This is a genomic window from Geodermatophilus sp. SYSU D00684, from assembly GCF_054050455.1.
In genome coordinates, this window is sequence record NZ_JBJGZI010000012.1 from 71,959 (window position 1) to 93,900 (window position 21,942).

The 21,942-nt window shown below is 75.7% G+C and carries 21 protein-coding genes and 2 riboswitches; of the genes, 10 read left to right on the plus strand and 11 right to left on the minus strand.

The features are described from left to right. Positions 1–58 precede the first annotated feature (58 nt). Positions 59–880: an HAD family hydrolase gene (locus tag ACI79L_RS10730; RefSeq protein ID WP_456936772.1), complete on the minus strand. Its 822-nt coding sequence runs from the start codon at positions 878–880 to the stop codon at positions 59–61. 61 nt (positions 881–941) lie between these two features. After that, a riboswitch (SAM riboswitch) is annotated at positions 942–1,065 on the plus strand. A 12-nt stretch (positions 1,066–1,077) separates the two neighbouring features. Between ACI79L_RS10730 and thrC the strand changes: the two genes are divergently transcribed. From thrC to groL, 4 genes are all read left to right on the plus strand, one after another. Next, positions 1,078–2,379 (plus strand): threonine synthase, encoded by a 1,302-nt coding sequence (gene thrC, locus ACI79L_RS10735; RefSeq protein ID WP_456936773.1) that lies wholly within the window; start codon positions 1,078–1,080, stop codon positions 2,377–2,379. Between the two features lie 216 nt (positions 2,380–2,595). Beyond that, positions 2,596–2,796 carry a cold-shock protein gene (locus ACI79L_RS10740; RefSeq protein WP_075013019.1) on the plus strand — a complete coding sequence of 67 codons (201 nt, stop codon included), beginning with the start codon at positions 2,596–2,598 and terminating at the stop codon, positions 2,794–2,796. A gap of 75 nt (positions 2,797–2,871) precedes the next feature. Continuing rightward, the gene (locus tag ACI79L_RS10745) at positions 2,872–3,297 is read left to right on the plus strand and encodes a hypothetical protein (RefSeq protein WP_456936774.1); all 426 of its coding nucleotides are present in this window, start codon (positions 2,872–2,874) and stop codon (positions 3,295–3,297) included. A 216-nt stretch (positions 3,298–3,513) separates the two neighbouring features. Next, positions 3,514–5,142: a chaperonin GroEL gene (gene groL / locus ACI79L_RS10750; protein ID WP_456936775.1), complete on the plus strand. Its 1,629-nt coding sequence runs from the start codon at positions 3,514–3,516 to the stop codon at positions 5,140–5,142. 179 nt (positions 5,143–5,321) lie between these two features. On the opposite strand, the gene ACI79L_RS10755 is transcribed toward groL, so the two are convergent. After that, a complete protein-coding gene (locus tag ACI79L_RS10755; RefSeq protein WP_456936776.1) occupies positions 5,322–5,723 on the minus strand; it encodes a VOC family protein in 402 nt (133 codons plus the stop codon). A 24-nt stretch (positions 5,724–5,747) separates the two neighbouring features. On the opposite strand from ACI79L_RS10755, the gene ACI79L_RS10760 reads away from it, so the two are divergent. Then, a complete protein-coding gene (locus ACI79L_RS10760) occupies positions 5,748–6,533 on the plus strand; it encodes a DUF72 domain-containing protein (protein ID WP_456936777.1) in 786 nt (261 codons plus the stop codon). Here ACI79L_RS10760 and ACI79L_RS10765 read toward each other — a convergent pair whose 3' ends face one another. Further along, positions 6,534–7,532, minus strand: a complete 999-nt coding sequence (locus ACI79L_RS10765; protein ID WP_456936778.1) for a Gfo/Idh/MocA family protein — start codon at positions 7,530–7,532, stop codon at positions 6,534–6,536. 35 nt (positions 7,533–7,567) lie between these two features. Here ACI79L_RS10765 and ACI79L_RS10770 point away from each other — a divergent pair, with 35 nt between their 5' ends. Next, the gene (locus ACI79L_RS10770) at positions 7,568–7,843 is read left to right on the plus strand and encodes a DUF4031 domain-containing protein (protein ID WP_456928057.1); all 276 of its coding nucleotides are present in this window, start codon (positions 7,568–7,570) and stop codon (positions 7,841–7,843) included. Here ACI79L_RS10770 and ACI79L_RS10775 read toward each other — a convergent pair. Both ACI79L_RS10775 and ACI79L_RS10780 read right to left on the minus strand, forming a co-directional pair. After that, a complete protein-coding gene (locus tag ACI79L_RS10775; RefSeq protein ID WP_456936779.1) occupies positions 7,815–8,432 on the minus strand; it encodes an HD domain-containing protein in 618 nt (205 codons plus the stop codon). The two genes, ACI79L_RS10770 and ACI79L_RS10775, sit on opposite strands and share 29 nt — an antisense overlap. Then, positions 8,429–9,700 carry an ArgE/DapE family deacylase gene (locus tag ACI79L_RS10780; RefSeq protein WP_456936780.1) on the minus strand — a complete coding sequence of 424 codons (1,272 nt, stop codon included), beginning with the start codon at positions 9,698–9,700 and terminating at the stop codon, positions 8,429–8,431. The genes ACI79L_RS10775 and ACI79L_RS10780 overlap by 4 nt, the downstream gene beginning before the upstream one ends. Positions 9,701–9,751: 51 nt before the next feature. On the opposite strand from ACI79L_RS10780, the gene ACI79L_RS10785 reads away from it, so the two are divergent. Next, the gene (locus ACI79L_RS10785; RefSeq protein ID WP_456936781.1) at positions 9,752–10,552 is read left to right on the plus strand and encodes a phospholipid scramblase-related protein; all 801 of its coding nucleotides are present in this window, start codon (positions 9,752–9,754) and stop codon (positions 10,550–10,552) included. Positions 10,553–10,734: 182 nt separating this feature from the next. On the opposite strand, the gene ACI79L_RS10790 is transcribed toward ACI79L_RS10785, so the two are convergent. After that, entirely contained in the window at positions 10,735–12,123 is a 1,389-nt protein-coding gene (locus ACI79L_RS10790; RefSeq protein WP_456936782.1) for a glucose-6-phosphate dehydrogenase, read from the minus strand. A gap of 178 nt (positions 12,124–12,301) precedes the next feature. On the opposite strand from ACI79L_RS10790, the gene ACI79L_RS10795 reads away from it, so the two are divergent. Together ACI79L_RS10795 and ACI79L_RS10800 are read left to right on the plus strand one after the other, a co-directional pair. Further along, positions 12,302–12,424, plus strand: coding sequence for a hypothetical protein (locus ACI79L_RS10795; protein ID WP_456936783.1), 123 nt, complete (start codon positions 12,302–12,304; stop codon positions 12,422–12,424). Between the two features lie 101 nt (positions 12,425–12,525). Then, positions 12,526–15,462 carry a helix-turn-helix transcriptional regulator gene (locus ACI79L_RS10800; protein WP_456936784.1) on the plus strand — a complete coding sequence of 979 codons (2,937 nt, stop codon included), beginning with the start codon at positions 12,526–12,528 and terminating at the stop codon, positions 15,460–15,462. 6 nt (positions 15,463–15,468) lie between these two features. Here the strand turns inward: ACI79L_RS10800 and ACI79L_RS10805 are convergent, their stop codons facing one another. From ACI79L_RS10805 to ACI79L_RS10820, 4 genes are all read right to left on the minus strand, one after another. Continuing rightward, positions 15,469–16,017, minus strand: coding sequence for a hypothetical protein (locus ACI79L_RS10805; RefSeq protein ID WP_456936785.1), 549 nt, complete (start codon positions 16,015–16,017; stop codon positions 15,469–15,471). Positions 16,018–16,132: 115 nt separating this feature from the next. Beyond that, positions 16,133–17,176 carry an alpha/beta fold hydrolase gene (locus ACI79L_RS10810; protein ID WP_456936786.1) on the minus strand — a complete coding sequence of 348 codons (1,044 nt, stop codon included), beginning with the start codon at positions 17,174–17,176 and terminating at the stop codon, positions 16,133–16,135. A 71-nt stretch (positions 17,177–17,247) separates the two neighbouring features. Then, positions 17,248–19,038: a DEAD/DEAH box helicase gene (locus ACI79L_RS10815; RefSeq protein WP_456936787.1), complete on the minus strand. Its 1,791-nt coding sequence runs from the start codon at positions 19,036–19,038 to the stop codon at positions 17,248–17,250. A gap of 341 nt (positions 19,039–19,379) precedes the next feature. After that, positions 19,380–19,444, minus strand: a riboswitch (guanidine-III (ykkC-III) riboswitch). Positions 19,445–19,492: 48 nt separating this feature from the next. After that, complete coding sequence (locus tag ACI79L_RS10820) at positions 19,493–19,903, minus strand: ACT domain-containing protein (protein ID WP_456936788.1); 411 nt, start codon at positions 19,901–19,903, stop codon at positions 19,493–19,495. Between ACI79L_RS10820 and ACI79L_RS10825 the strand changes: the two genes are divergently transcribed. Next, positions 19,902–20,162 (plus strand): hypothetical protein, encoded by a 261-nt coding sequence (locus ACI79L_RS10825; RefSeq protein WP_456936789.1) that lies wholly within the window; start codon positions 19,902–19,904, stop codon positions 20,160–20,162. The two genes, ACI79L_RS10820 and ACI79L_RS10825, sit on opposite strands and share 2 nt — an antisense overlap. A 60-nt stretch (positions 20,163–20,222) precedes the next feature. On the opposite strand, the gene ACI79L_RS10830 is transcribed toward ACI79L_RS10825, so the two are convergent. Then, positions 20,223–21,908, minus strand: coding sequence for a DNA repair helicase XPB (locus ACI79L_RS10830; protein WP_456936790.1), 1,686 nt, complete (start codon positions 21,906–21,908; stop codon positions 20,223–20,225). Positions 21,909–21,942 lie beyond the last annotated feature (34 nt).

The following is a 21,942-nucleotide window of genomic DNA, read 5'->3' on the forward strand; positions in this document are numbered from 1 at the left end:
CGGAGCCCTTCCGTCGCGCCTGCGCGGACCCCTCCGGGGCCCACTCGGCGCGACCCGCTCACAGGCTCGCTCGAACCGCCTCGGCCCAGCCGACGCCCATCGGCTCGGCGGTCACCGACACGTTGGGGACGGCGCCCAGCAGCCCGGCCATGCCCTCGACCTCCGCGCCGTTGGCGGTGATCCACAGCCGGCCGACGGCGGGCGCCATCTCCAGGTCGCTCGCGCTGTCGCCGATCGCGACGGCGTCCGCGGGGTCGACGCCGCGCCGCTCGAGGTCCCAGGCGATCGCCGCGCCCTTGGAGATGCCGCGCGGCATCAGGTGGTAGACCCGCGCCAGCTGCCCCTCCGGCGCCAGCCGCAGCCGCGCCGAGGCCGGGATGGCGCCGTTGTCCTTGAGCGTCAGCCAGCCGAGGCCCCGCTCGGCCAGCCACGCGTCGACGGCGAGCGGGTCGACGAACCCGCGCAGCAGCGCGTCGCCGTCGTGCGTGGTGTGCCAGGGCGCGTGCCACTCCAGCCGGCCGGCGTGGGCGGCGCACAGCGCGTCGACGACGCCGAGCTCGGCCATCACGTCCATCGGCGTGCGGCCGGCGTACTCGGCGGGCAGCTCGCCGGTCAGCTCGTGCCGCTCCCGGCCGCCCTTCCACGTCACCAGCGAGCCCAGCTCGGCGATCGCGCCGTCGGCGGCGAAGATCCGCCCCGCCTCGGTGACCTGGTCGGCGGTGCGCCCGCTGACGATCACCAGCGCGACCCCGGCGGTGTGCAGCTCCAGCAGGGCCGCGGCCGGCTCGGCGGTGGGGGAGCCGTCGGCGGCGTGCCAGAACGACCCCCGCGGGCCGACCATCGTGCCGTCGAGGTCGGTGTAGACGATGCGCGCAGCCACGGCGCCCAGCATGGCCGGGGCCGGGGGCGGTCCCCGCAGCCGGGTAGAGTCGGGCCCGTTCCACTCATCCAGAGGGGCAGAGGGACACGGCCCGGTGAAGCCCCGGCAACCGCGCTCGCGACAGCGGCGAGAGGTGCCAATTCCGTCCCGCGCGGCTCGACGGCCCGACGCGGGGAAGATGAGGAGGTAGTCGTCGCATGACCCTGACCGCTCCCGGTTCTCTGCAGGCCGACTCCGCTGCCGGCGGCCCCGTTCCGCCCAGCCCCGCCCGCGGCCTCGTCTGTCGCAACTGCGGCGCCACCTTCGGCCTCATCGCCGAGCACGCCTGCGCCCAGTGCTTCGGCCCGCTCGAGGTCGACTACGACCCCGAGCTCATGCGACAGGTCACCCGCGAGCAGATCGAGGCCGGCCCGCAGAACATCTGGCGCTACGCCGCGCTGCTGCCGGTGGGCCAGGACCCGGCCGACCGCGTCTCCCTCGACCCGGGCATGACCCCGCTGGTGCGCGCCGACCGGCTCGCCGCCGAGCTCGGCATCACCGGCGGGCTGTGGGTCAAGGACGACTCGGCCAACCCCACCCACTCGTTCAAGGACCGCGTGGTGAGCCTCGCCGCCACCGCCGCGAAGGGCCTGGGCTACCGCAAGATCGCCGCGGCCTCGACCGGCAACCTGGCCAACTCCGTGGCCGCGCACGCCGCCCGCGCCGGCCTGCCGTCGTTCGTGTTCATCCCGTCCGACCTGGAGCCGGGCAAGGTCGTGCAGTCGGCGGTCTACGGCCAGACGCTGGTCGCCGTCGACGGTTCCTACGACGACGTCAACCGGCTGACCAGCGAGCTCGCCGAGACCGACGAGTTCGAGGACACCGCCTTCGTCAACCAGAACGTGCGGCCCTACTACGCCGAGGGCTCCAAGACGATGGGCTACGAGATCGCCGAGCAGCTCGGCTGGCGGATCCCGGCCCAGGTGGTCATCCCCATGGCCTCGGGCTCGCTGCTCACCAAGGTGGACAAGGCCTGGCGGGAGCTGGTCAGGGCCGGGATCGTCGCGGACACCGAGTGGCGGGTCTTCGGCGCCCAGTCCGCCGGCTGCGACCCGATCGCCACCGCCTTCGACAACGGCTGGGACGTCGTCAAGCCGGTCAGGCCCACCGGGATCGCGAAGTCGCTGAACATCGGCAACCCCGCCGACGGCCCGTACGCGCTCGACGCCATCCGCCGCACCGGCGGCGCCGTCGGCCGGGTCGGCGACGAGCAGATCGTCCAGGGCATCCGCGACCTCGCCCGCACCACCGGCGTCTTCGCCGAGACCGCCGGCGGCGTGACCGTGGCGGTGCTGCGCCAGCTGGTCGAGGACGGGCGGCTGGACCCGAGCCGGGAGACCGTCGTCCTCAACACCGGCGAGGGCCTCAAGACCCTCGACCCGCTGCTGCCGGTGGTCGGCCCGACCCACCGCGTGGAGCCGTCGCTGCGGTCGGTCCGGTCCACGGGGCTCATCGGCTGAGCCCCCGGCGGGGGGCGTAGGCTCGCCGGCGTCGATCCGGCGGGTGACATCCCGCCCGATCGTCCCCGAGTCGTGTGTCCAGGATCTCCCCACGGCGGCGTGCCTGTTGTACCGTCTCGCGCGGTCAGTTCCACGCACGTGTCCGACGGGCGGAAGAGCTGGATCCCGGTCCCCGGATCACGGGGGCCGTCCGCACGCACGACCGTGGGAGCGCACGTGGCACAGGGCACCGTGAAGTGGTTCAACGCCGAGAAGGGCTTCGGCTTCATCGCCGTCGACGGCGGCCAGGACGTCTTCGTCCACTACTCGGCCATCCAGATGGACGGCTACAAGAGCCTCGACGAGGGCCAGCGGGTCGTCTTCGAGGTCGTCCAGGGCGAGAAGGGCCCCCAGGCCGACGGCGTCCGCGTCGCCTGAGCCCCTCCGTACCCCGTGCTGCGGCCCGGTTCCCTCCGCGGGAGCCGGGCCGCAGCCGTTCCCGGGCCGCCGCCGGTGAGCTGGGCGCCGTCGCTGCTGGCCGCCCACGCCGCGGTCCTCGCCCTGCTGGCGGCGGTCTCCGGGGTCCTCCACGTCGCCGGGGTGCGCACCGGGGGCCAGGACGACGCCGGCCGCTGGACCGGCCCGTCGCCCGCGGTCCCCGTGGCGACCTGGGTGCTCGCGCTGCTCGTCGTCGTGGTGGTGGCGCGCACCGTCGGGCCGCGGCGGCCCGGTCGGCTCGCGTACTGGCTGGCGGGCACCGCGTGCTGGGCGGTCCTGCCGTGGGCCTGGCTGGCGACCGGGCTGTCGGCCTCGCACCCCGAGAGCGGCTGGGCGTGGGTGACCGTGATCGGGTTCTCCGGCTACGGCTGGGTCTGGCTGGTCCCCCTGCTGCTGTTCGGTGCCGCGTACACCGCCGTGCTGGCCCGCCTGACCGACTGACCCGCCCGGGAACAGGCGCCACCCACCCCCCGTTCTTGCACTCGGCAGGGGCGAGTGCCAGACTTCCGGTTGGCACTCGACAGTGCCGAGTGCCAATCAGGTCGGAACGGTGAGGCACAGGAGCGCGGGCCACATGGGAGCCCGCCGCGCCGGTGTCGTCCGTCGCGGGCGCCGGTCCCGGCCGTGCAGCGATCCATGCATGGAGGACATCACCACATGGCCAAGATGATCGCCTTCGAGGAAGAGGCGCGCCGCGGCCTCGAGCGGGGCATGAACACCCTCGCCGACGCCGTCAAGGTGACGCTCGGCCCCAAGGGCCGCAACGTCGTCCTCGAGAAGAAGTGGGGCGCTCCCACCATCACCAACGACGGTGTGAGCATCGCCAAGGAGATCGAGCTCGAGGACCCCTGGGAGAAGATCGGCGCCGAGCTGGTCAAGGAGGTCGCGAAGAAGACCGACGACGTCGCGGGTGACGGCACCACCACCGCCACCGTGCTGGCCCAGGCGCTCGTCCGCGAGGGTCTGCGCAACGTCGCCGCCGGCGCCAACCCGATGGCCCTGAAGAAGGGCATCGAGAAGGCCGTCGCCTCGGTCACCGAGTACCTCCTCTCGACCGCCAAGGACGTCGAGACCAAGGAGCAGATCGCCGCCACGGCGTCGATCTCCGCCGCCGACCCGGCCATCGGCGAGCTCATCGCCGAGGCGATGGACAAGGTCGGCAAGGAAGGCGTCATCACCGTCGAGGAGAGCAACACCTTCGGCCTCGAGCTCGAGCTCACCGAGGGCATGCGCTTCGACAAGGGCTACATCTCGCCCTACTTCGTCACCGACGCCGAGCGCATGGAGGCCGTCCTCGACGACCCGTACGTGCTCGTCGTCAACTCGAAGATCAGCTCGGTCAAGGACCTGCTCCCGCTGCTGGAGAAGGTCATGCAGTCGGGCAAGCCGCTGGCCATCATCGCCGAGGACGTCGAGGGCGAGGCCCTCGCGACCCTGGTCGTGAACAAGATCCGCGGCACCTTCAAGTCGCTGGCCGTCAAGGCCCCCGGCTTCGGTGACCGCCGCAAGGCCATGCTGACCGACATCGCCATCCTCACCGGTGGTCAGGTCATCAGCGAGGAGGTCGGCCTCAAGCTCGACACCGCCGACGTCTCCCTGCTGGGCCGCGCCCGCAAGGTCGTCGTCACCAAGGACGAGACGACGATCGTCGAGGGCGCCGGTGACAGCGACCAGATCGCCGGCCGGGTGAACCAGATCCGCACCGAGATCGAGAAGTCGGACTCCGACTACGACCGCGAGAAGCTGCAGGAGCGCCTGGCCAAGCTGGCCGGTGGCGTCGCCGTCATCAAGGCCGGCGCCGCGACCGAGGTCGAGCTCAAGGAGCGCAAGCACCGCATCGAGGACGCGGTGCGCAACGCCAAGGCCGCCGTCGAGGAGGGCATCGTCGCCGGTGGTGGCGTCGCCCTGGCGCAGGCCACCGCCGTCGCGTTCGAGAAGCTCGACCTCGAGGGTGACGAGGCGACCGGTGCCAACATCGTGCGCGTCGCGCTCGAGGCGCCGCTGAAGCAGATCGCCGTCAACGCCGGCCTCGAGGGCGGCGTCGTGGCGGAGAAGGTGCGCAACTCCGAGGTGGGCCACGGCCTCAACGCCGCCACCGGCGAGTACGTGGACCTGGTCGCGGCCGGCATCATCGACCCGGCCAAGGTCACCCGCTCGGCGCTGCAGAACGCCGCCTCCATCGCGGCGCTCTTCCTCACCACCGAGGCCGTCATCGCCGACAAGCCGGAGAAGGCCGCCCCGGCCATGCCCGGTGGCGACGGCGGCATGGGCGGCATGGACTTCTGAGTCCCGCCCTCCCGTAACACCAGCAACGCCCGGCAGGGGCGGTCCCGCATCGCGCGGGGCCGCCCCTGTCGGCGTTCGGGAGGTCGACCACACGCTGGCCGCCCTCTCCCGGCGGCGGAGAGGGCGCCCAGCGTGTGGTCGACCCCGGGCCCCGGGATCACCTCGGGTGCCGCGGGCCCTCAGTCCCGCGGCGGGAAGCAGCAGAACTCGTTGCCCTCGGGGTCGGCGAGGACGTCCCAGCCGATCTCGCCGACGTCCTCGTCGGGCTCGTGGCCCGGCCGCGCGTCCGAGGCCCGCACCACCGTGGCGCCGGCGGCCTGCAGCGCCGCGGAGTCCCCGACGACGTCGAGGTGCACGCGGTTCTTCACCACCCTCTCCTCGGGCACCGGGTTGAGCCAGATCAGCGGCCCGGCGCCGGTGGGGTCCTCGATCGGCACCGGCCAGTCGCGCTCGCGCGGCGTGCCGTCGGGCAGGGTGTCCCGCCGGACGTAGCCGAGGGCGGCGCACCACCAGTCGGCGAGCGCCTGGTGGTCGCGGGCGTCGATGCAGAGGTCCTTGAAGCGGGCGGGTGCGTCGGCCATGGGCGCGCAGGGTAGGCCGACGTCGTGGCCGTGGTGATCGGGACCTCGGGGTGGCAGTACCGCGACTGGCGCGGTCGCTTCTACCCGCAGCGCCTGCCGCAGCGGCTGTGGCTGGAGCACCACGCCCGGCACTTCGCCACCGTGGAGAGCAACGCCGCGTTCTACCGGCTGCCCGAGCGGGACACCTTCGCCGCCTGGCGCGAGCGCACGCCGCCCGACTACCGCTGGGCGGTCAAGGCCAGCCGCTTCCTCACCCACGTCCGGCGGCTGCGCGAGCCCGAGGAGCCGGTCGCCCGTCTGGTGGAGCACGCCGCGGGCCTCGGCGACCGCCTCGACGTCGTCCTGCTGCAGCTGCCGCCCACGCTGAAGGCGGACGCCGGGCTGCTGCGCGACTGCCTGGCCTGCTTCCCGCCCGGCCTGCGGGTCGCGGTGGAGCCCCGGCACGAGACGTGGTGGACCGACGAGGTCCGGGCGCTGCTGGAGCGCTACGGCGCCGCGCTGTGCTGGGCAGACCGCGCCGAGCGGCCGGTGACGCCGCTGTGGCGCACCACCGGCTGGGGCTACCTGCGGCTGCACACCGGCGCCGAGGGCTGGGCCTACCCGCCGGCGGTGCTCGAGCAGTGGGCGCAGCGCCTGGCTGAGGCGTACGCCGACGACGAGGACGTGTTCGTCTACCTGAACAACGACCCGGGCGGCGCCGCCGTCGTCGACGCGGTCACCCTCGCCGGCGCCGTCCGCCGGGCGGACCGCACGCCCACCCGGGTGCCGACGCCGGACGAGGCGACCGGCGCGGCCTGGGCCGCCGCCTGATCAGCCGAGGACGTGCGGGTCCTCGCGGTGCCGCACGCCGAGCTGCTCGGCGGCGCGCCCCAGGATCTCCTGCACGGCGAGGGTGTCGGCCAGCGGCATGACCGCGGACTCGGTGCGCCCCTCCTGCAGGCAGCGGGTGACCTCGGCGAGCTCGTGCGAGTACCCGACCCCGTCCGCGGGGCGCGTGACCTCCTCGGGCTCGGCGCCGGTGCGGTGCAGCGCGATCGTGGCCGGGTGGTGGAACCGGGGGAGGACGTCGATCCAGCCGCCGGTGCCGAACACCCGCGCCTGCCCCGGCGTCGGGTAGCGCAGCGAGGTGGTCAGCGTGGCCGAGCGGCCGTCCTCCCAGCCGAGCAGCAGCGCCGCCTCGGCGTCCGCGCCGGTGGGGTAGGTGGACCCGGCCGCGGTGACGGTGTCGGGCGTGCCCAGCAGCATCTGGGCGAACGAGGCGACGTAGACGCCGAGGTCGAGCAGCGCGCCGCCGCCGAGCTCGAGGGCGAACAGCCGGTCGGCGGGGTCGTAGGCGCGGTCGACGCCGAGGTCGGCCTGCACCGAGCGCACCTCGCCGATGGCGCCGTCGGCGATGAGCTCCCGCATGCGGACGACGGCCGGCTGGAACCGCGTCCACATCGCCTCCATGACGAAGACGCCGGCCTCGCGGGCCGCCGTCACCACCTCCTGCGCGCCCGCGGTCGTGGCGGTGAACGCCTTCTCCACCAGCAGCGCCTTGCCCGCCTCGATGGCGGCGAGCGCGATCGCGTGGTGCTGCGGGTGCGGGGTGGCGACGTAGAGGACGTCGACCTCGGGGTCGGCGAGGAGCTCGGCGTAGGAGCCGTACGCGCGCTCCAGCCCGTGCTGCTGCGCGAACGCCTGCGCGCGGTCGGCCGAGCGGGACGCCACGGCCACCGGCCGCGCCCCGTCCACGTGCGCGAAGTCGCCCATCACGCTCTGCGCGATGCGCCCCGGCCCGACGATGCCCCAGCGGATCTGCTCGCTCACGGCGACGACGCTAGTCGCCGGGCAGACTGCACCCCGTGGCCGTGCTGATCGACAGTCCCGTCTGGCCGTGGCGCGGCCGCCGCTGGTCGCACCTGGTCAGCGACGTGTCGCACGACGAGCTGCACGCCTTCGTCGCCGCCGAGCTCGGCATCCCGCGCCGGGCGTTCCAGGGCGACCACTACGACGTCCCGGAGGACCTCTACGACATCGCGGTGGCCGCCGGCGCCGAGCCGGTCGGGGCCCGCGAGCTGCTCGCCCGGCTGACGGCCGCGGGCCTGCGGGTCAGGAAGCGCGACCGCGCAGCAGGGTGAGCTCGGCGGCGAGGTTGGCCCGCGCCCGCGGCTCCCACCCCCGCGTCGCCGGCAGCCGGTAGAGCGCCGGCAGCGCGAGCAGGGACTCCAGGACGGCGATCCGCCCGGCGGTGAACACCTCGTCGGGCAGGTGCCCGTACTCCTCGCGGACGGCCGACGCGTAGGCGGCGTACGCCTCCGGCGGCCCGGCGAGGACGGCGAGGTCGGCGTCGCACAGGACGGCGCCGTTCGCGTCGCCGTCGGCCGCGTCGTGGCCGGCGGTCAGCAGCACCAGCCGGACCACCTCCTCCAGCCGCGCCGGCGGCACCAGGCCGGACAGGCCCGCCCGCGCCCGCTCGGCGCTGGCCCGCTCGTTGTCGCTCCTCCGGGGGTCGTAGACGGCGTCGTGGTACCAGGCGGCCAGCGCGACGGCGGCCGGGTCGGCCGCGGCCGCGCCCAGCGTGTCGACCAGCCCGAGGACGGCGGCCAGGTGGTGCAGGTCGTGGTAGCGGCGGTGCGGCTCCCCCCAGGCGGCGACGACGGCGGCCCACTCGTCGCGCGCTGCGGGGGAGTCGCCGGTCAGGGCCGCGAAGTCCCCGTAGGCGATCACGCGACCCCGCAGCGGCGCAGGGTGAGCAGCGCCAGCGCGCGGGCCACGGCGGTCACCTCGGCCACCGGCACCCGCTCGGCCGGGCCGTGCGCGAGGTGCAGGTCGCCGGGGCCCAGGTGCAGCGCGGGGACCCCCGCGGCCGCGTACAGCCGCAGGTCGGTGCCGGCCGCGACCGCCCGCTCCGACGGCGGCGCCCCGACCGCGTCGAGGACCGCGCCCCGCACCTGGCCGAGCAGCTCGTGCCCCGGCGGCAGCTGCCCGCTGGCGAACGCGCCGCCGGTCCAGGTGACCCGCACCGGGTGCGCGGCCAGCCACGTGTGTCCGGCGCAGAACGCCGCCACCCGCTGCTCGAACGCCGCGCGGGCCGCCGCGACCGGCTCGCCCAGCCGCACGCCGTAGCGGCCCTCGGCGACCAGCCGGTCGGGCACGCTGGAGGCCCAGTCGCCGGCGCGGACCGTGCCGATCGACAGCCCGAACGGGTACCGCTCGCCGTCGAAGCGGGGGTCGGCGTCGCGCTGCCGCTCCGCCTCGAACGCGCGCAGGTCGGCGTGCACCTCGGCGAACAGCTCCACCGCGCTCACCCCGCGGTCGCGCACCGCGGCGTGCGCCGCGTGGCCGGTCACCTCCAGCCGGAAGGTCAGCGCGCCGGCCGCGGCGGTGACCACGGCGCCGTCGGTGGGCTCGGGGATGACGCAGGCGTCGCCGCGGTGCCCGCGCGCCAGGGTGGCCCACGCGCCCAGGCCGCCGTCCTCCTCGCCGACGACGCTGTGCAGCGCCACCGGCCGGCGCAGGCGCACGCCCGCGGCGCCGATCGCGGCCAGCGCGGCGAGCGCCGAGACGAGGCCGCCCTTCATGTCGCACGCGCCGCGGCCGTGCAGCGCGCCGCCGTCCAGCCGCGGGGTGAACGGGTCGCCGGCCCACAGCGCGCGGTCGCCGGTCGGGACGACGTCGGTGTGCCCGCACAGCACCAGCGCCGGGTCGCCGTCGTCGGCGCCGGGCAGCGTGCCGACGACGCCCCACGCCTCGTCGCGCTCGACCTCCTGGCCGGGCGCGTCCGGCGCGGCGGCGGCCGCCGCGAGGTCGATCGCCCAGTGGTCGACGTCGCAGCCCAGCGCGCCGAGCTCGCCGGCGACGAGGGCCTGCGCCTCGCTCTCGGCCGCGGTGCCGCCCACCGAGGGGACGGCGACCAGGCGGCACAGCAGGGCCACCGCGGCGGCCTCGTCGACGGCGTCCAGGACGGCGGCCTCGGCACGGCTCAGGTCGGTCACGGCCCGGCAGTCTGGCACGCGCGCACGGTCGCGGCGGTTACCGTCGCCGCCGTGACACAGCCCCTCCCGCCGCCCGGCTGGTACCCCGACCCCGCCGGCAGCGGCGGCTCCCGCTGGTGGGACGGCCGGACCTGGACCGGGCACGTTCAGCAGCCGGCCCCGCAGCCCACCCCCGCACCGGTCCAGCAGGCGGTCCAGCCGGCCCCGCAGCCGTACGGCGCGCAGCCGCAGCACCACGGCGCCCAGCCGCGCCGGTCGGTGCTGCACGACCAGCCGGTGCTGCTGGTCAACCAGAAGACCAAGCTGGTCGAGCTCACCAACGAGTACGCCGTCCTCGACGGCAACGGCACGCAGATCGGCGCCGTCGTCGAGGTCGGGCAGTCGGCGGCCAAGAAGGTCGTCCGCTTCGTGAGCAGCCTCGACCAGTACCTCACCCACCGCCTCGAGGTGCGCGACGCGTACGGGCCGGTCCTCGTCCTCACCCGCCCGGCGAAGCTGGTCAAGTCGCGGGTCGTCGTCGAGACGCCCGAGGGCGCGCCGGTGGGGGAGATCGTCCAGGCCAACGTGTTCGGCCGGATCCGCTTCGACCTGGTGGTGGGCGGTCAGCTCGCCGGCGCGATCCAGGCGGAGAACTGGCGGGCCTGGGACTTCTCCATCACCGACTCCCCGGGCAACGAGGTCGCCCGCATCACCAAGACGTGGGAGGGCCTGGCGCGCACGCTGTTCACCACCGCCGACCGCTACGTCGTGCGGGTGCACGCCCGGCTGCCCGAGCCGCTGGCGAGCCTGGTGCTGGCCTCGGCGCTGACCGTCGACACCGCGCTCAAGCAGGACTCCCGCGGATTCGGCTGACCCGCGCGTGTCGCGGCCGGGAGCGGGGTACCGTCGGTGGTGTCCGGACCGGGCGATCTGTGTCCCCGGGTGCCAATTGGATACCGCCTTCGCGGACCACCGCCCCGGCCTCGGCCGGGGGTCTGGAGCCGCGTCGTGCTTCTCGCCGCGAGGCGACCAGAGCCCGGTCCGGACCCTCCTCCTCAGCTCCCCAGCGCCCAGCCGCACGGGTCGGCCAGCGCCGCCGCCTCCGCGGGCCCCCAGGAGCCCGGCTCGTAGGGGCGCACCTCCGGCCGGTCCGCGAGCACCGGCGCGACCGCCCGCCACGCCCGCGCCAGCCCGCCGCTCGTGGTGAACAGCGACCGGTCGCCCACCAGGACGTCGTAGAGCAGCGTGGCGTAGGGCGGCAGCGGGTCGCCCTCGGGCACCGCGCCCAGGTCCAGCGAGGACTCCGCCACCGCCAGCTCCAGCTCCGGCCCCGGGCGCTTGGCCACCAGCCCGAGGTCCAGCGCGCCGGCGCCCGACAGCGACAGCGACACGGTGTTCCCGCCGCCGGGCACCGCGCCGACCGGGCCGTCGGGCCGGCGCAGCACCAGCGTCACCCGCTGCTCGTCCTCGGCCAGCCGCTTGCCGGTGCGCAGCAGGAACGGGACGCCGTGCCAGCGGTCGGTGTCGATCCACAGCCGCGCCGCGACGAAGGTGTCGGTGGCGCTGTCGTCGGCGACCTCGTCGAGGTCCCGGTAGCCGGTGAACTGCCCCAGGACGACGTCCTCGCGGCTCAGCGGCCGGAACGCCGCGAGCACCGCCTCGCGGGCCTCCTGCAGGTGGCCCGGCGCCAGCGACACCGGCGGCTCCATCGCCACCTCGGCGGCCACCTGGAACAGGTGGGTGACCAGCATGTCCAGGGTGGCGCCGGTGGCGTCGTAGAACTCGGCACGGTCGGCGACGTCGAGGGTCTCGGGGACGTCGACCTGCACCTGCGCCACGTGCTCCCGGCTCCACACCGAGGAGAACAGCCCGTTGGCGAAGCGCAGCACGTGCAGGTCCTGGGTGGCCTCCTTGCCGAGGAAGTGGTCGATGCGGAAGACCTGCTCCTCGTCGAGCACCGCGTGCACCAGCTCGTCGAGCTCGCCGAACCCGTCGGGGGAGGTGCCGTAGGGCTTCTCGTAGACGACGCGGGCGCCGTCGGCCAGGCCGTGGGCGTCCAGGGCCCGCGTGATGCCGCCGAACGCCTCGGGCGGGACGGCGAGGTAGTGCACGAGCTGGGCGTCGTCGCCGAGCTCCTCGCGGGCGCGGGCCACGGCGTCGGGCAGCTGCCCGGGGTCGTCCGGGGCGAAGCCGCCGCCGGCGAAGCGCAGCCGCTCGGGCAGCCCCTCGGCGGGCGCCCCGTCGCCGTGCTCGGCCAGGGCGTCCCGGACCAGGTCGCGGAACTCGTCGTCGGAGCGCTCGCCGCGGCCGCTGCCGACGATCCGCCAGTCCGGCGGGAGCAGCCCGCGGCGCTGCAGGACGTCGAAGGCCGGCAGCACCATGCGCGCGGCCAGGTCGCCGGTGGCGCCGAACAGGACGAAGACGGTCGGGCGGAGGTCGGCCATGCGCCCAGCCTCGCCGCCCGGCCCCTCAGGCGCGCGCCGGCTGCGTCTGAGGGGACCTCAGACGCCCGGGGTGGGGGAGGACTGCCCGGTCGCCCGATGCCCGCCCCACCGCCTCAGCACGACCGTGGTCGCCGTCCCCACCGGACAGGCACACGGACACGGACCTGAGGAGCCCATCGTGAACGTCTACCCCAACCCGGGACTCGAGGCCGAGCTCGCCTACCGCCGCGAGGTGCTGCGGGAGCTCGGCCGCGGCACCCGCACCCGCCGCGGGCCGTGGCGCTCCCGGCGGTCCCGCTGAAGGAGGAGCCCCTCCTCCCCACCCCTCGCGAGCTCGGGGCGGTGCCCTGGAGGGGGCCGCTGGCGGCCGTCCCGTCGGGGGTCCGTGCCACGATCGCCGACGTGGCGCGGTGGGACGAGCGCCCCCTGGTGGGGCGGACGGCGGAGCTGGCCACCCTCCTGTCCGCCGTCGACCGGGCGGTCGCCGGCCGCGGCGCGGCCGTGCTGGTGGCCGGGGACGCCGGCGTCGGCAAGTCCCGCCTGCTCGACGAGCTGACGGGACGCGCGGCCGCCCGCGGCCTGCGGGTGCTCACCGGGCACTGCGTCGACCTCGGCGAGGTCGGCCTGCCCTACCTGCCCTTCGTCGACCTGCTGCGCCCCGTCGCCGACGAGCTCGGCGACGGGGCCGCCGCGCTGTTCGCCGCCCGCTCGGCCGCCGCGCGCGAGCCCGAGGCGGCCGACCTGGGCAGCCCGGTCCGCGCGCTGCGCCCGCCGGTCGACGACGGCCGGCTGCAGCTGTTCGAGGCGGTCGCCACCGCGCTGTCCGGGCTGGCCGCCGACACCCCGTTGCTGGTGGTGCTCGAGGACCTGCACTGGGCCGACCGCTCCAGCCGCGACCTGGTCCGCTACCTGCTGGCCCGGCTGACCGGCGAGCCGGTCGCCGTCGTCGCCTCCTACCGCTCCGACGACCTGCACCGCCGCCACCCGCTGCGGCCGCTGCTCGCCGAGCTGGTCCGGCTGCCCGGCGTCGAGCGGCTGGACCTCGGCCCGCTGCCCGACGCCGACGTCGAGCAGCTGGTGCGCGGGCTGGCCGCGGGCGTGCCCGACCGCACCGTGGACGACGTCGTCGCCCGCGCGGAGGGCAACGCGTTCTACGCCGAGGAGCTGCTGGCCGCGGGGCTCGCGGGGGAGTCGCTGCCGCTGCTGCTCACCGACGTGCTGCTGGCCCGGGTGGAGCAGCTGACCCCGGCCGGGCAGCAGGTGCTGCGGGTGGCCGCGGTCGCCGGCCGGCGGGTGCGGCACGAGCTGGTGGCCGCGGTGGGCGGGCTGGCGCCGGCCGACCTGGAGGCGGCGCTGGGCGAGGCGGTGCACTCGCACCTGCTCGTCGTCGACCCGGACGGCGCCTACCGGTTCCGGCACGCCCTGGTGCGCGAGGCGGTGCTGGCCGACCTGCTGCCCGGCGAGCGCGTCCGGCTGCACGCCGCGGTCGCCGCGCACCTGGCCGGCGTCCCGGGGGCGGGCACCGCCGCGGAGCGGGCGCACCACCTGCGGGAGAGCAACGACCTGGCCGGCGCCCTGTCGGCCTCCCTGGACGCCGCCGACGAGGCGCGGCGGCTGGCGGCGCCGGCCGAGCAGCTGCAGCACCTGGAGGCGGTGCTGGCGCTGTGGCCGGCGGTGCCCGACGCGGCGGCGCGGGCCGGACGGTCGCAGGCGGAGCTGCTGCTGGACACCGCGGCCGCCGCCCGCCGCGGCGGGGAGCTGCACCGGGCGGTGGCGCTGCTGCGCTCGGCGCAGGACCTGCTCGGCCCGGACGGCGACCGGGAGCTGCGCGCGCGGGTGCACTCGACGCTGGCGCAGGCGCTGGGCCGCATCGAGGACCAGGCCGCCGCGCTGCGGGAGAGCACGGCGGCGATGGCGCTGGTGCCGGCCGACCCGCCCTCGCCGGTGCGCACCTGGGCCGCGGCCACGCACGCCCGCGTCTGCTACGACGTGGGCCGCCGCGCCGAGGGCGACGCCGCCGCCGAGGAGGCGCTGGCCGCGGCCGACGCGCTGGGGCTCGACGGCGCGTGGGCCGACGTCGCGGTGTCGCTGGCCCGCTCGCGCGGCGGGGAGGAGCTGCCGGCGCGGCTGGAGGAGGCGCTGGCCCGCGCCCGCCGGTCGGGGGACCCCGACGTCGAGATGCGGGTGCTGTTCAACCTGGCGATCGTCGCCTACGAGGCCGGCTGCTCGGGCGAGACGCTGCGGTGGAGCGACACCGCGCTGGCGCGGGCGGCGGAGCTCGGCGTCGAGTGGTCCTTCTACGCCGCGGAGCTGCGCCACCTCGGCGTCGTCTCGCGGTACGTCGTCGGCGACTGGGACGGCAGCCTGGCGCTGGCCGACCGGCTGGCCCGGGTGCCCGAGATGGCCGCGCACGTGCGGGCGGCCGGGCTGCTCGTGCAGGTCGGCCGCGGCGACCCGGCCGCCGCGGAGCGGATCGCGTGGGCGCGCGGCCTGGTCGGCCGGCTCGACGCGCACGTGCTGCTGCTCCTGGCCACCGCCGGCGCGGAGATCGACCTGGCCGCGTGGGCCGGTGACCCGGCCACCGCCCTGGCCACCGCGCGGTCGGCCACGGAGACGCTGACCGGGCTGTGGGGCGACGACCGCCTCGCCGTCGTCCGGCTCGCCGCGACCGCGCTGGCGCCGGTCGGCGACGCCGCGGCCACGGCCCGGCTGACCGGGGACGCCGCCGCGGAGCGGGAGTGGACGGCGGCGGGGGAGTCGCTGGTGGGGATCGCGCACTCCGCGGTGGAGGCGCACGCGCGGCTGATCGGCCCGCACGGGGTCGAGGCGGCGGCGTGGGTCGCCCGGGTGGAGGCCGAGGCCGCGCGGCTGGCCGGGCGCCCGGCGCCGGAGCTGTGGGCGGCCGCCGTCGAGGCGTTCGGCTACGGGCACGTGTACGAGCACGCCCGCTGCCGGTGGCGGCTGGCCGAGGCCCTGGTCGCCGCCGGCGACCGGGAGGCGGCGCTGGAGCCGCTCTCCGCCGCCGCGCGGACCGCGCGCGAGCTGGGCGCCGCGCCGCTGCTGGCCGCGGTCACCGCGCTGGCCCGCCGGGCGCGGCTGGAGCTGCCCGGCGCCGGGCGGGTGGTGGAGACCGCGGCGGTGTTCACCCCGCGCGAGACCGAGGTGCTGGCCCTGCTCGCCCGCGGCCGCACCAACCGGCAGATCGGCAGCGAGCTGTTCATCAGCGAGAAGACCGCCAGCGTGCACGTGAGCAACATCCTGGCCAAGCTCGGCGCCGGCAGCCGCACCGAGGCCGTCGCCCTCGCGGCATCGCGAGGTCTCCTGCCCGCGCCGTCGTGACGGGCGTCAGTCGTCGACGGCGTCCCTGAACGCCGGGCGGTACCGCTCCACCGCCCCGGTGACCGGGTCGTACGTGTTCCGCTCCTGCAGCACGATGTCGGTGCCGTAGACGTGGATCGACACGGCCTCGTCGAGTGCCTCGACGGTGTGGATCGTCCCGTCCGGGACGACGTGCACGGTCCCGGGCAGGTTGACCAGCACGCGGTCCTCCAGGAGTGCGGCGCCCCGTCCACCGCCCGGCCGGAACCACACCTCACGTTCCTGCCCGCGGTAGATGCCGATCACCGCCCACGAGCCGTGGTCGTGCACCGGTGCGCGGGCTCCGGGCGCGAAGACCGCCACGACCATGGACCAGCTCCGGTCCGGCGCTCGCGCCAGGGTGTACAGGGCCCACGGCTCGTCGCCGGGTCGGTGCAGGTGGAGGTCGTCCAGCCGTGCCGTCCGGTCGTCGAGGAAGCGGCCCAGTACCGCGGCCGCCTGATCCGGGCCGAAGCCGGGGCGTCCGGCTGCCGCCGTCATGTCCCGCACGAGCGCGCTCGTCCCGCGTTCGGCCACCGGGCTCCTCCGCTCCTCCATGGCGTCCCCCTCCACGTCGTCCCCGGCGTGGAGCGACGCTAGGCAGGGCGCCGGCGAGCGGGCATCCGTACGGGTACGGGTCTTCGGCGTCCGGTCACAGGCCGAGATCCCGGGCCCTGCGGGCGAGCTCGACGCGGGAGGTGACGCCGAGCTTCCGGTACGCGCTGGCGATGTGCGTCTCCACCGTGCGCTCGCTGATGAACAGCCGGACCCCGATGACCGGGGCGCTGAGGCCCTCGACGGCCAGGCCCAGGACCTGCCGCTCGCGGGCCGTGAGCGCGTCCGGTCCCCAGGCCGGCCGTCGCCGGCGGGTGCGGCTGCCGGTGAGGAAGCCGGCCACCTCGTCCAGGACGGCGTCCTGGTCACCGATCCACGGCCAGTGGTCGACCCCTGGCAACTCCACGAGACGGGCGGCCGGCAGCCGTGCCGCGACGTAGCGGGAGTGGTCGACCGAGAGCCAGGGATCGTCGCGCCGGTGCAGGAGCAGGGTGGGGGCCCGGACCGCCGCCAGGGACGTCCGCAGGTCCACCGTCGCGCAGAGGCGGAACAGTTCCCGCGCCTGTGCCGGGCTGGCCGCGGCCCGTGCGTTGCGGAGGAACCAGTCCCGGTAGCGGTCGTCCCCGGCCAGGGACGGGTTCATGACGCCCGCGCTGCGCCCGCTCGTCCAGTCCGCGTCGATCCCGGCGACCACCTCGTCGAAGAACGCCTCGGTCCAGCCGGCCGGGTAGCCGGGAGCCGCCAGCAGCCGCGCGTGTGCGCCCCAGAGCACCAGCGAGTGGACCTCCTCCGGCCGGTCCCGGGCCATGGCCGTGCAGATGGCGGAACCGACGGCGACCCCGAACAGGCAGGCCCCGGAGGAGCCGGCCGCGTGGAGGACCGCGCGGACGTCGTCCACCGCGTCGGACAGCGTCAGCGGGCGGGGAGCGGGGTCGGAGAGCCCGGTGCCGCGGCGGTCGAACCAGATGAGGCGGTTGAACGACGCCAGTCCGCGCAGGAACCGGGCGAGGTGGGGTTCCTCCCAGGCCAGGTCGAGGTGCGAGACGAAGCCCGGCACCAGGACCAGGTCCGGGCCCTCGCCCAGGAGCTGGTAGGCGATGCTGAGGTCCCCGCAGGGGGCGTACCTCACGGGAGGCGCCACGCCGGGAGACTAGGCCCGTGGCGTCCGCCCCGGGACCGGTCCCCCGCGGCGCGGTCCCGGGGCGGGAGGCCTCAGAGCATCGTGCGGAGGCGCTCCCGGCGGGCGCGCAGGACCTCGACCGGCGCGGAGGCCGACGGCGGGCCGGGCACGTGCTGGCGCAGCTGTGTGTGCACCACCGCGTGCGGCGTCGACGTCTTCGCCGACACCCGGCTGACCAGGCGGTTGATCTCCCGCCGCAGCTCGGCGACGTCGCGCCAGCCGCGACCGGCGTCGTCCTCGTCGGGGTGGTCCTCGACGATCGGCAGCTCGCCGGTGTCCTCCTCGTGCACCCGCTGGGCGATCCGCAGCCGCAGCTCGTCGTCGCGCTTGGCCAGCAGCGACGCCGTCTGCTCGGCGGTGAGCAGCCCGGGGATGCCGAGGAACTCCTCGTCCTCCGGCGCGACGGCGACCGCGCCGGAGCCCTCGCCGGTGTGCGCCGTCCCGCCGTGCAGCACGTGCGCGAACCGGGCCTCGGCCTCCAGCGCCTCCCACTGCTTGAGGCCGACCGCCTCGCGCTCCTTGGGCGGCAGCGGGTCGAGGTCGAGCGCCTCGGGGTCCTTGGCCTTCGGCGGCGGCATGACGTGGTTGCGTTCCTTCTCCATGGACGCGGCCAGGCCGAGCAGCGGCCGCACCGCGGGGAGGAACACCGTCGCCGTCTCGTGCGCCGCCCGGGAGCGGACGACGCGGCCGACGGCCTGGGCGAAGAACAGCGGCGTCCGGTAGGAGGTCATCCACGCCAGGACGGCGGCGCGCGGGACGTCGACGCCCTCGGAGATCATCCGCACGCAGACGGCGATCCGCGCCGATCCGGCCGAGAAGCGCTCGATCTTCTTCGACGCCTTGGGGTCGTCGGACAGGATCAGCTCGGGCGCCTTGCCGGTGATCCGCTTGACGATGCGGGCGTAGGCGCGGGCGTCGTCCTGGTCGCTGGCGAGGATCAGCCCCGCGGCGTCGGGCATGCCGCCGTGCTCGCGCAGCTGGGTGATCCGGTCGTCCATCGCGGCGACGACGTGCGGCACCCACTGGCCCTTGGGGTCCAGCGCGGTGCGCCAGGCGGCCATCTCCACCGAGCGGGTGCCGGCCTCCGACAGCGACGCGGCCACGACCTCACCGGCGGAGTTCCGCCAGCGCGAGGTGCCGGTGTAGGCGGCGAAGACGACCGGGCGGACGACGTTGTCGGCCAGCGCCTCCTTGTAGCCGTAGGTGTAGTCGGCGCGGCTGACCAGCCCGGCGCCGACCTCCCCGGCGTCGCCCTCGAAGCCGTCCTCCTCGTAGCGCACGAAGGGGATCCGTTCGTCGGGCTTGGTGCGGAACGGCGTCCCGGTCAGGCACAGCCGGCGGGCGGCGAAGCCGTAGGCCTCCTCGATCGCCTCGCCCCACGACAGGCCGTCGCCGGCGTGGTGCACCTCGTCGAGGATGACCAGCGTCTTGACGGCGGTGGCGCGCGCGGCGTGCAGCATCGGCTTGCCCGCGACCTGCGCGTACGTCGTCACGTAGCCCTGGGTGCCGGCGCGCACAGGGCCGACCGCGTTGGTCAGGCCCGGGTCGAGGACGATGCCCATCCGGTCGGCGGCGTCGGCCCACTGCATCCGCAGGTGGTCGGTCGGGCAGACCACGATCACGCGGGCCACCTCGCGCCGCTGCAGCAGCCGCGAGGCCAGCGTCAGCGCGAAGGTGGTCTTCCCGGCGCCCGGGGTCGCGGTGACCAGGAAGTCCTTGGGGGAGGTCTCCTCGTAGCGCTCGAGCGCCGCCTGCTGCCAGGCCCGGAGCGGTCGGCTGGTCGTCTGCGGGGCGACCGCCCCCGCCCGTGCTGCACTCGCCATCTCGCGGCCCATCCTGCCTGCGCGCGGGGGGACACGCCCAACCGGCCACCTCCCGCGCGCCCGCCCGCGGGCGTCGTATACGCGGCACGAAGCACTCACCTGACCTGCGGTTCCGCACTCGCCCACCGGTCCCGCGTGGCAGGCCTCACATCGGGAACGGACCGGTCCGGCGCGTCCCGCCGGCCCCATCCGCCCCGCCGTGCCGAGCCACGCGCTCAGTGCGTGAGCTCGAACCCGATCACGCGACCGACGATGCCGAGCAGGAGGCCGAGCGCGGTTCGCCCACACCGACTCGAGGGCACCGGACGGGACGACGACGAGCCGGGAGACGACGACTCCCGAGGACGCCGTCCTGTCGCTGTCCGGGTGCGGCGCCGCTCGTCGGGGGATCCGCTGCGGTCCCGCCTCCACCGTGGCACCCCGGCCGTCCCGGGTGGTGAGGACGGCCACCGCCTCAGGAGGTCAGGCCCTCCAGCACCGCGAGCGCACGGTCGGCGTCGCCGACGGGGACGAACAGGTGGTCGTGGTGGTACCCGGCCACCACGTTGCAGCTGATCCCGGCGGCGGCGAGCGCGGTGCTCACCGCCGCGGTCAGCCCCACGGCGGCGAGGTCCGAGTGGACGTGCAGCGTCACGCGGGCGGCGGGGAAGTCGGACGCCGGCCCGGCCCGGTCGGCCTCCTCGCGGAGGACGACCACCGTCAGGCCCTCGTCTTCCCGCACGGTGGCGAACGGCGTCAGCCCGGCCGGCACCTCCGGGCCCGGGACGGTCGCGACACGTACGTCCCCGGCGCGCGCCGTGGCGCCATGCCGGTCAGGAGCCGATCCAGGTCCCGTTCGCCGGCCACGCGGGCATCCTGAAGGCATGACCGAGCCCGAGTACGCGGGACTCCGCGAACGCGCGGCGAAGGGCGACCGCGACGCCGTCGACGAACTGATCCAGCTCGCCGGGGAGCGCGGCGACCTCGCCGAGCTGCGCCGGCTGGCCGATCTCGGCTCGCGCGACGCCGCGGACGAGCTCGTCGAGCGGGCGAGCGAGCTCGGCGACCTCGCCGAGCTGCGCCGGCTCGCCGAGGAGGGCAACGCCGATGCCGCTGACGTCCTGCACGAGCTCACCGAGGAGTGAGACGACCGCGGCCCCCGGGTCACGGGGACCAGGGGGCCGCGGCGAGGGCTGAGGAGGGCTTCAGTCGGCGGGCTCGTCGACCCAGTCGGGGCCGTTGACCTCGCCCGGGCCGGCCAGGTCGGCGGCGTCGACGATCGTGTACGCGTAGCCCTGCTCGGCGAGGAAGCGCTGCCGGTGGGCGGCGTACTCGGCGTCGAGGGTGTCGCGGCTGACCACCGTGTAGAAGTGCGCCTGCCGGCCGTCGGCCTTCGGCCGCAGCACCCGGCCCAGCCGCTGCGCCTCCTCCTGCCGCGACCCGAAGGTCCCCGACACCTGGACGGCGACCGCGGCCTCGGGCAGGTCGATGGAGAAGTTGGCGACCTTCGAGACGACGAGCGTCTTGACCTCCCCGGCGCGGAACGCGTCGAAGAGCTTCTCCCGCTCGCGGTTGGTGGTCGACCCCTGGATCACCGGGGCGTCCAGGGTCCGCCCGAGCTCCTCGAGCTGGTCGAGGTAGGCGCCGATGACCAGCTTCTGCTCGTCGGGGTGCCGGTCGAGCACCCGCCGGATCACCGGCAGCTTCGACGACGCCGTCGCCGCGATCCGGTACCGCTCCTCGGGCTCGGCGACGGCGTAGGTCATCCGCTCCTCGTCGTCGAGCCCGACCCGCACCTCGATGCACTCGGCCGGGGCGATGTAGCCCTGGGACTCGATGTCCTTCCACGGCGCGTCGTAGCGCTTGGGCCCGATCAGCGAGAAGACGTCGTCCTCCCGACCGTCCTCGCGCACGAGCGTGGCGGTCAGCCCGAGCCGGCGGCGGGACTGCAGGTCGGCGGTGAGCCGGAAGATCGGCGCCGGCAGCAGGTGCACCTCGTCGTAGACGATGAGGCCCCAGTCCTGCGCGTCGAACAGGTCCAGGTGCCGGTACTCGCCCTTCCGGCGGGTGGTCATCACCTGGTAGGTCGCGATGGTGACCGGGCGGATCTCCTTGCGCTCGCCCGAGTACTCGCCGATCTCGTCCTCGGTGAGCGTGGTGCGCGCCAGCAGCTCGCGCTTCCACTGCCGCCCGGAGACGGTGTTGGTCACCAGGATCAGCGTGGTCGCCCGGGCCTGGGCCATCGCCGCGGCGCCGACCAGCGTCTTGCCCGCGCCGCAGGGGAGGACGACGACGCCCGAGCCGCCGGCCCAGAACCCGTCGACGGCCTCCTGCTGGTAGTCGCGCAGGTGCCAGCCGTCCTGGGCCAGCTCGATCGGGTGCGCCTGCCCGTCGACGTAGCCGGCGAGGTCCTCGGCCGGCCAGCCCACCTTGAGCAGCGCCTGCTTGAGCCGGCCGCGCTCGGAGGGGTGCACCACGATCGTGTCGGGGTCGATCCGCGCGCCGAGCATCGGCGCCACCCGCTTGGAGCGGATGACCTCCTCGAGCACCGCGCGGTCGGTCGTGGTGAGCACCAGCCCGTGCACCGGGTTGTTGACCAGCGTCAGCCGGCCGAAGCGGTCCATCGTGTCGGCGACGTCGACCAGCAGCGCGTGCGGCACCGGGTAGCGCGAGTAGCGGACCAGCGCGTCGACGACCTGCTCGGCGTCGTGCCCGGCGGCGCGGGCGTTCCACAGCGCCAGCGGGGTGACGCGGTAGGTGTGCACGTGCTCGGGGGAGCGCTCGAGCTCGGCGAACGGCGCGATGGCCGCGCGGCACTCGCGGGCGGCCGGGTGGTCGACCTCGAGCAGCAGGGTCTTGTCCGACTGGACGATGAGGGGTCCGTCGTTCACGGGGATGGGGGCCTCTCCTCGGCGGGTGGGCGTC

What these genes read in the sequence shown, in the direction of transcription:
- groL (WP_456936775.1), top strand. Translation starts at nt 3,514, where the DNA reads ATGGCCAAGATGATCGCCTTCGAGGAAGAGGCGCGCCGCGGCCTCGAG.
- ACI79L_RS10790 (WP_456936782.1), bottom strand. Translation starts at nt 12,123, where the DNA reads ATGGCCGACCTCCGCCCGACCGTCTTCGTCCTGTTCGGCGCCACCGGC.
- ACI79L_RS10815 (WP_456936787.1), bottom strand. Translation starts at nt 19,038, where the DNA reads ATGGCGAGTGCAGCACGGGCGGGGGCGGTCGCCCCGCAGACGACCAGC.
- thrC (WP_456936773.1), top strand. Translation starts at nt 1,078, where the DNA reads ATGACCCTGACCGCTCCCGGTTCTCTGCAGGCCGACTCCGCTGCCGGC.
- ACI79L_RS10820 (WP_456936788.1), bottom strand. Translation starts at nt 19,903, where the DNA reads ATGCCTTCAGGATGCCCGCGTGGCCGGCGAACGGGACCTGGATCGGCT.
- ACI79L_RS10755 (WP_456936776.1), bottom strand. Translation starts at nt 5,723, where the DNA reads ATGGCCGACGCACCCGCCCGCTTCAAGGACCTCTGCATCGACGCCCGC.
- ACI79L_RS10825 (WP_456936789.1), top strand. Translation starts at nt 19,902, where the DNA reads ATGACCGAGCCCGAGTACGCGGGACTCCGCGAACGCGCGGCGAAGGGC.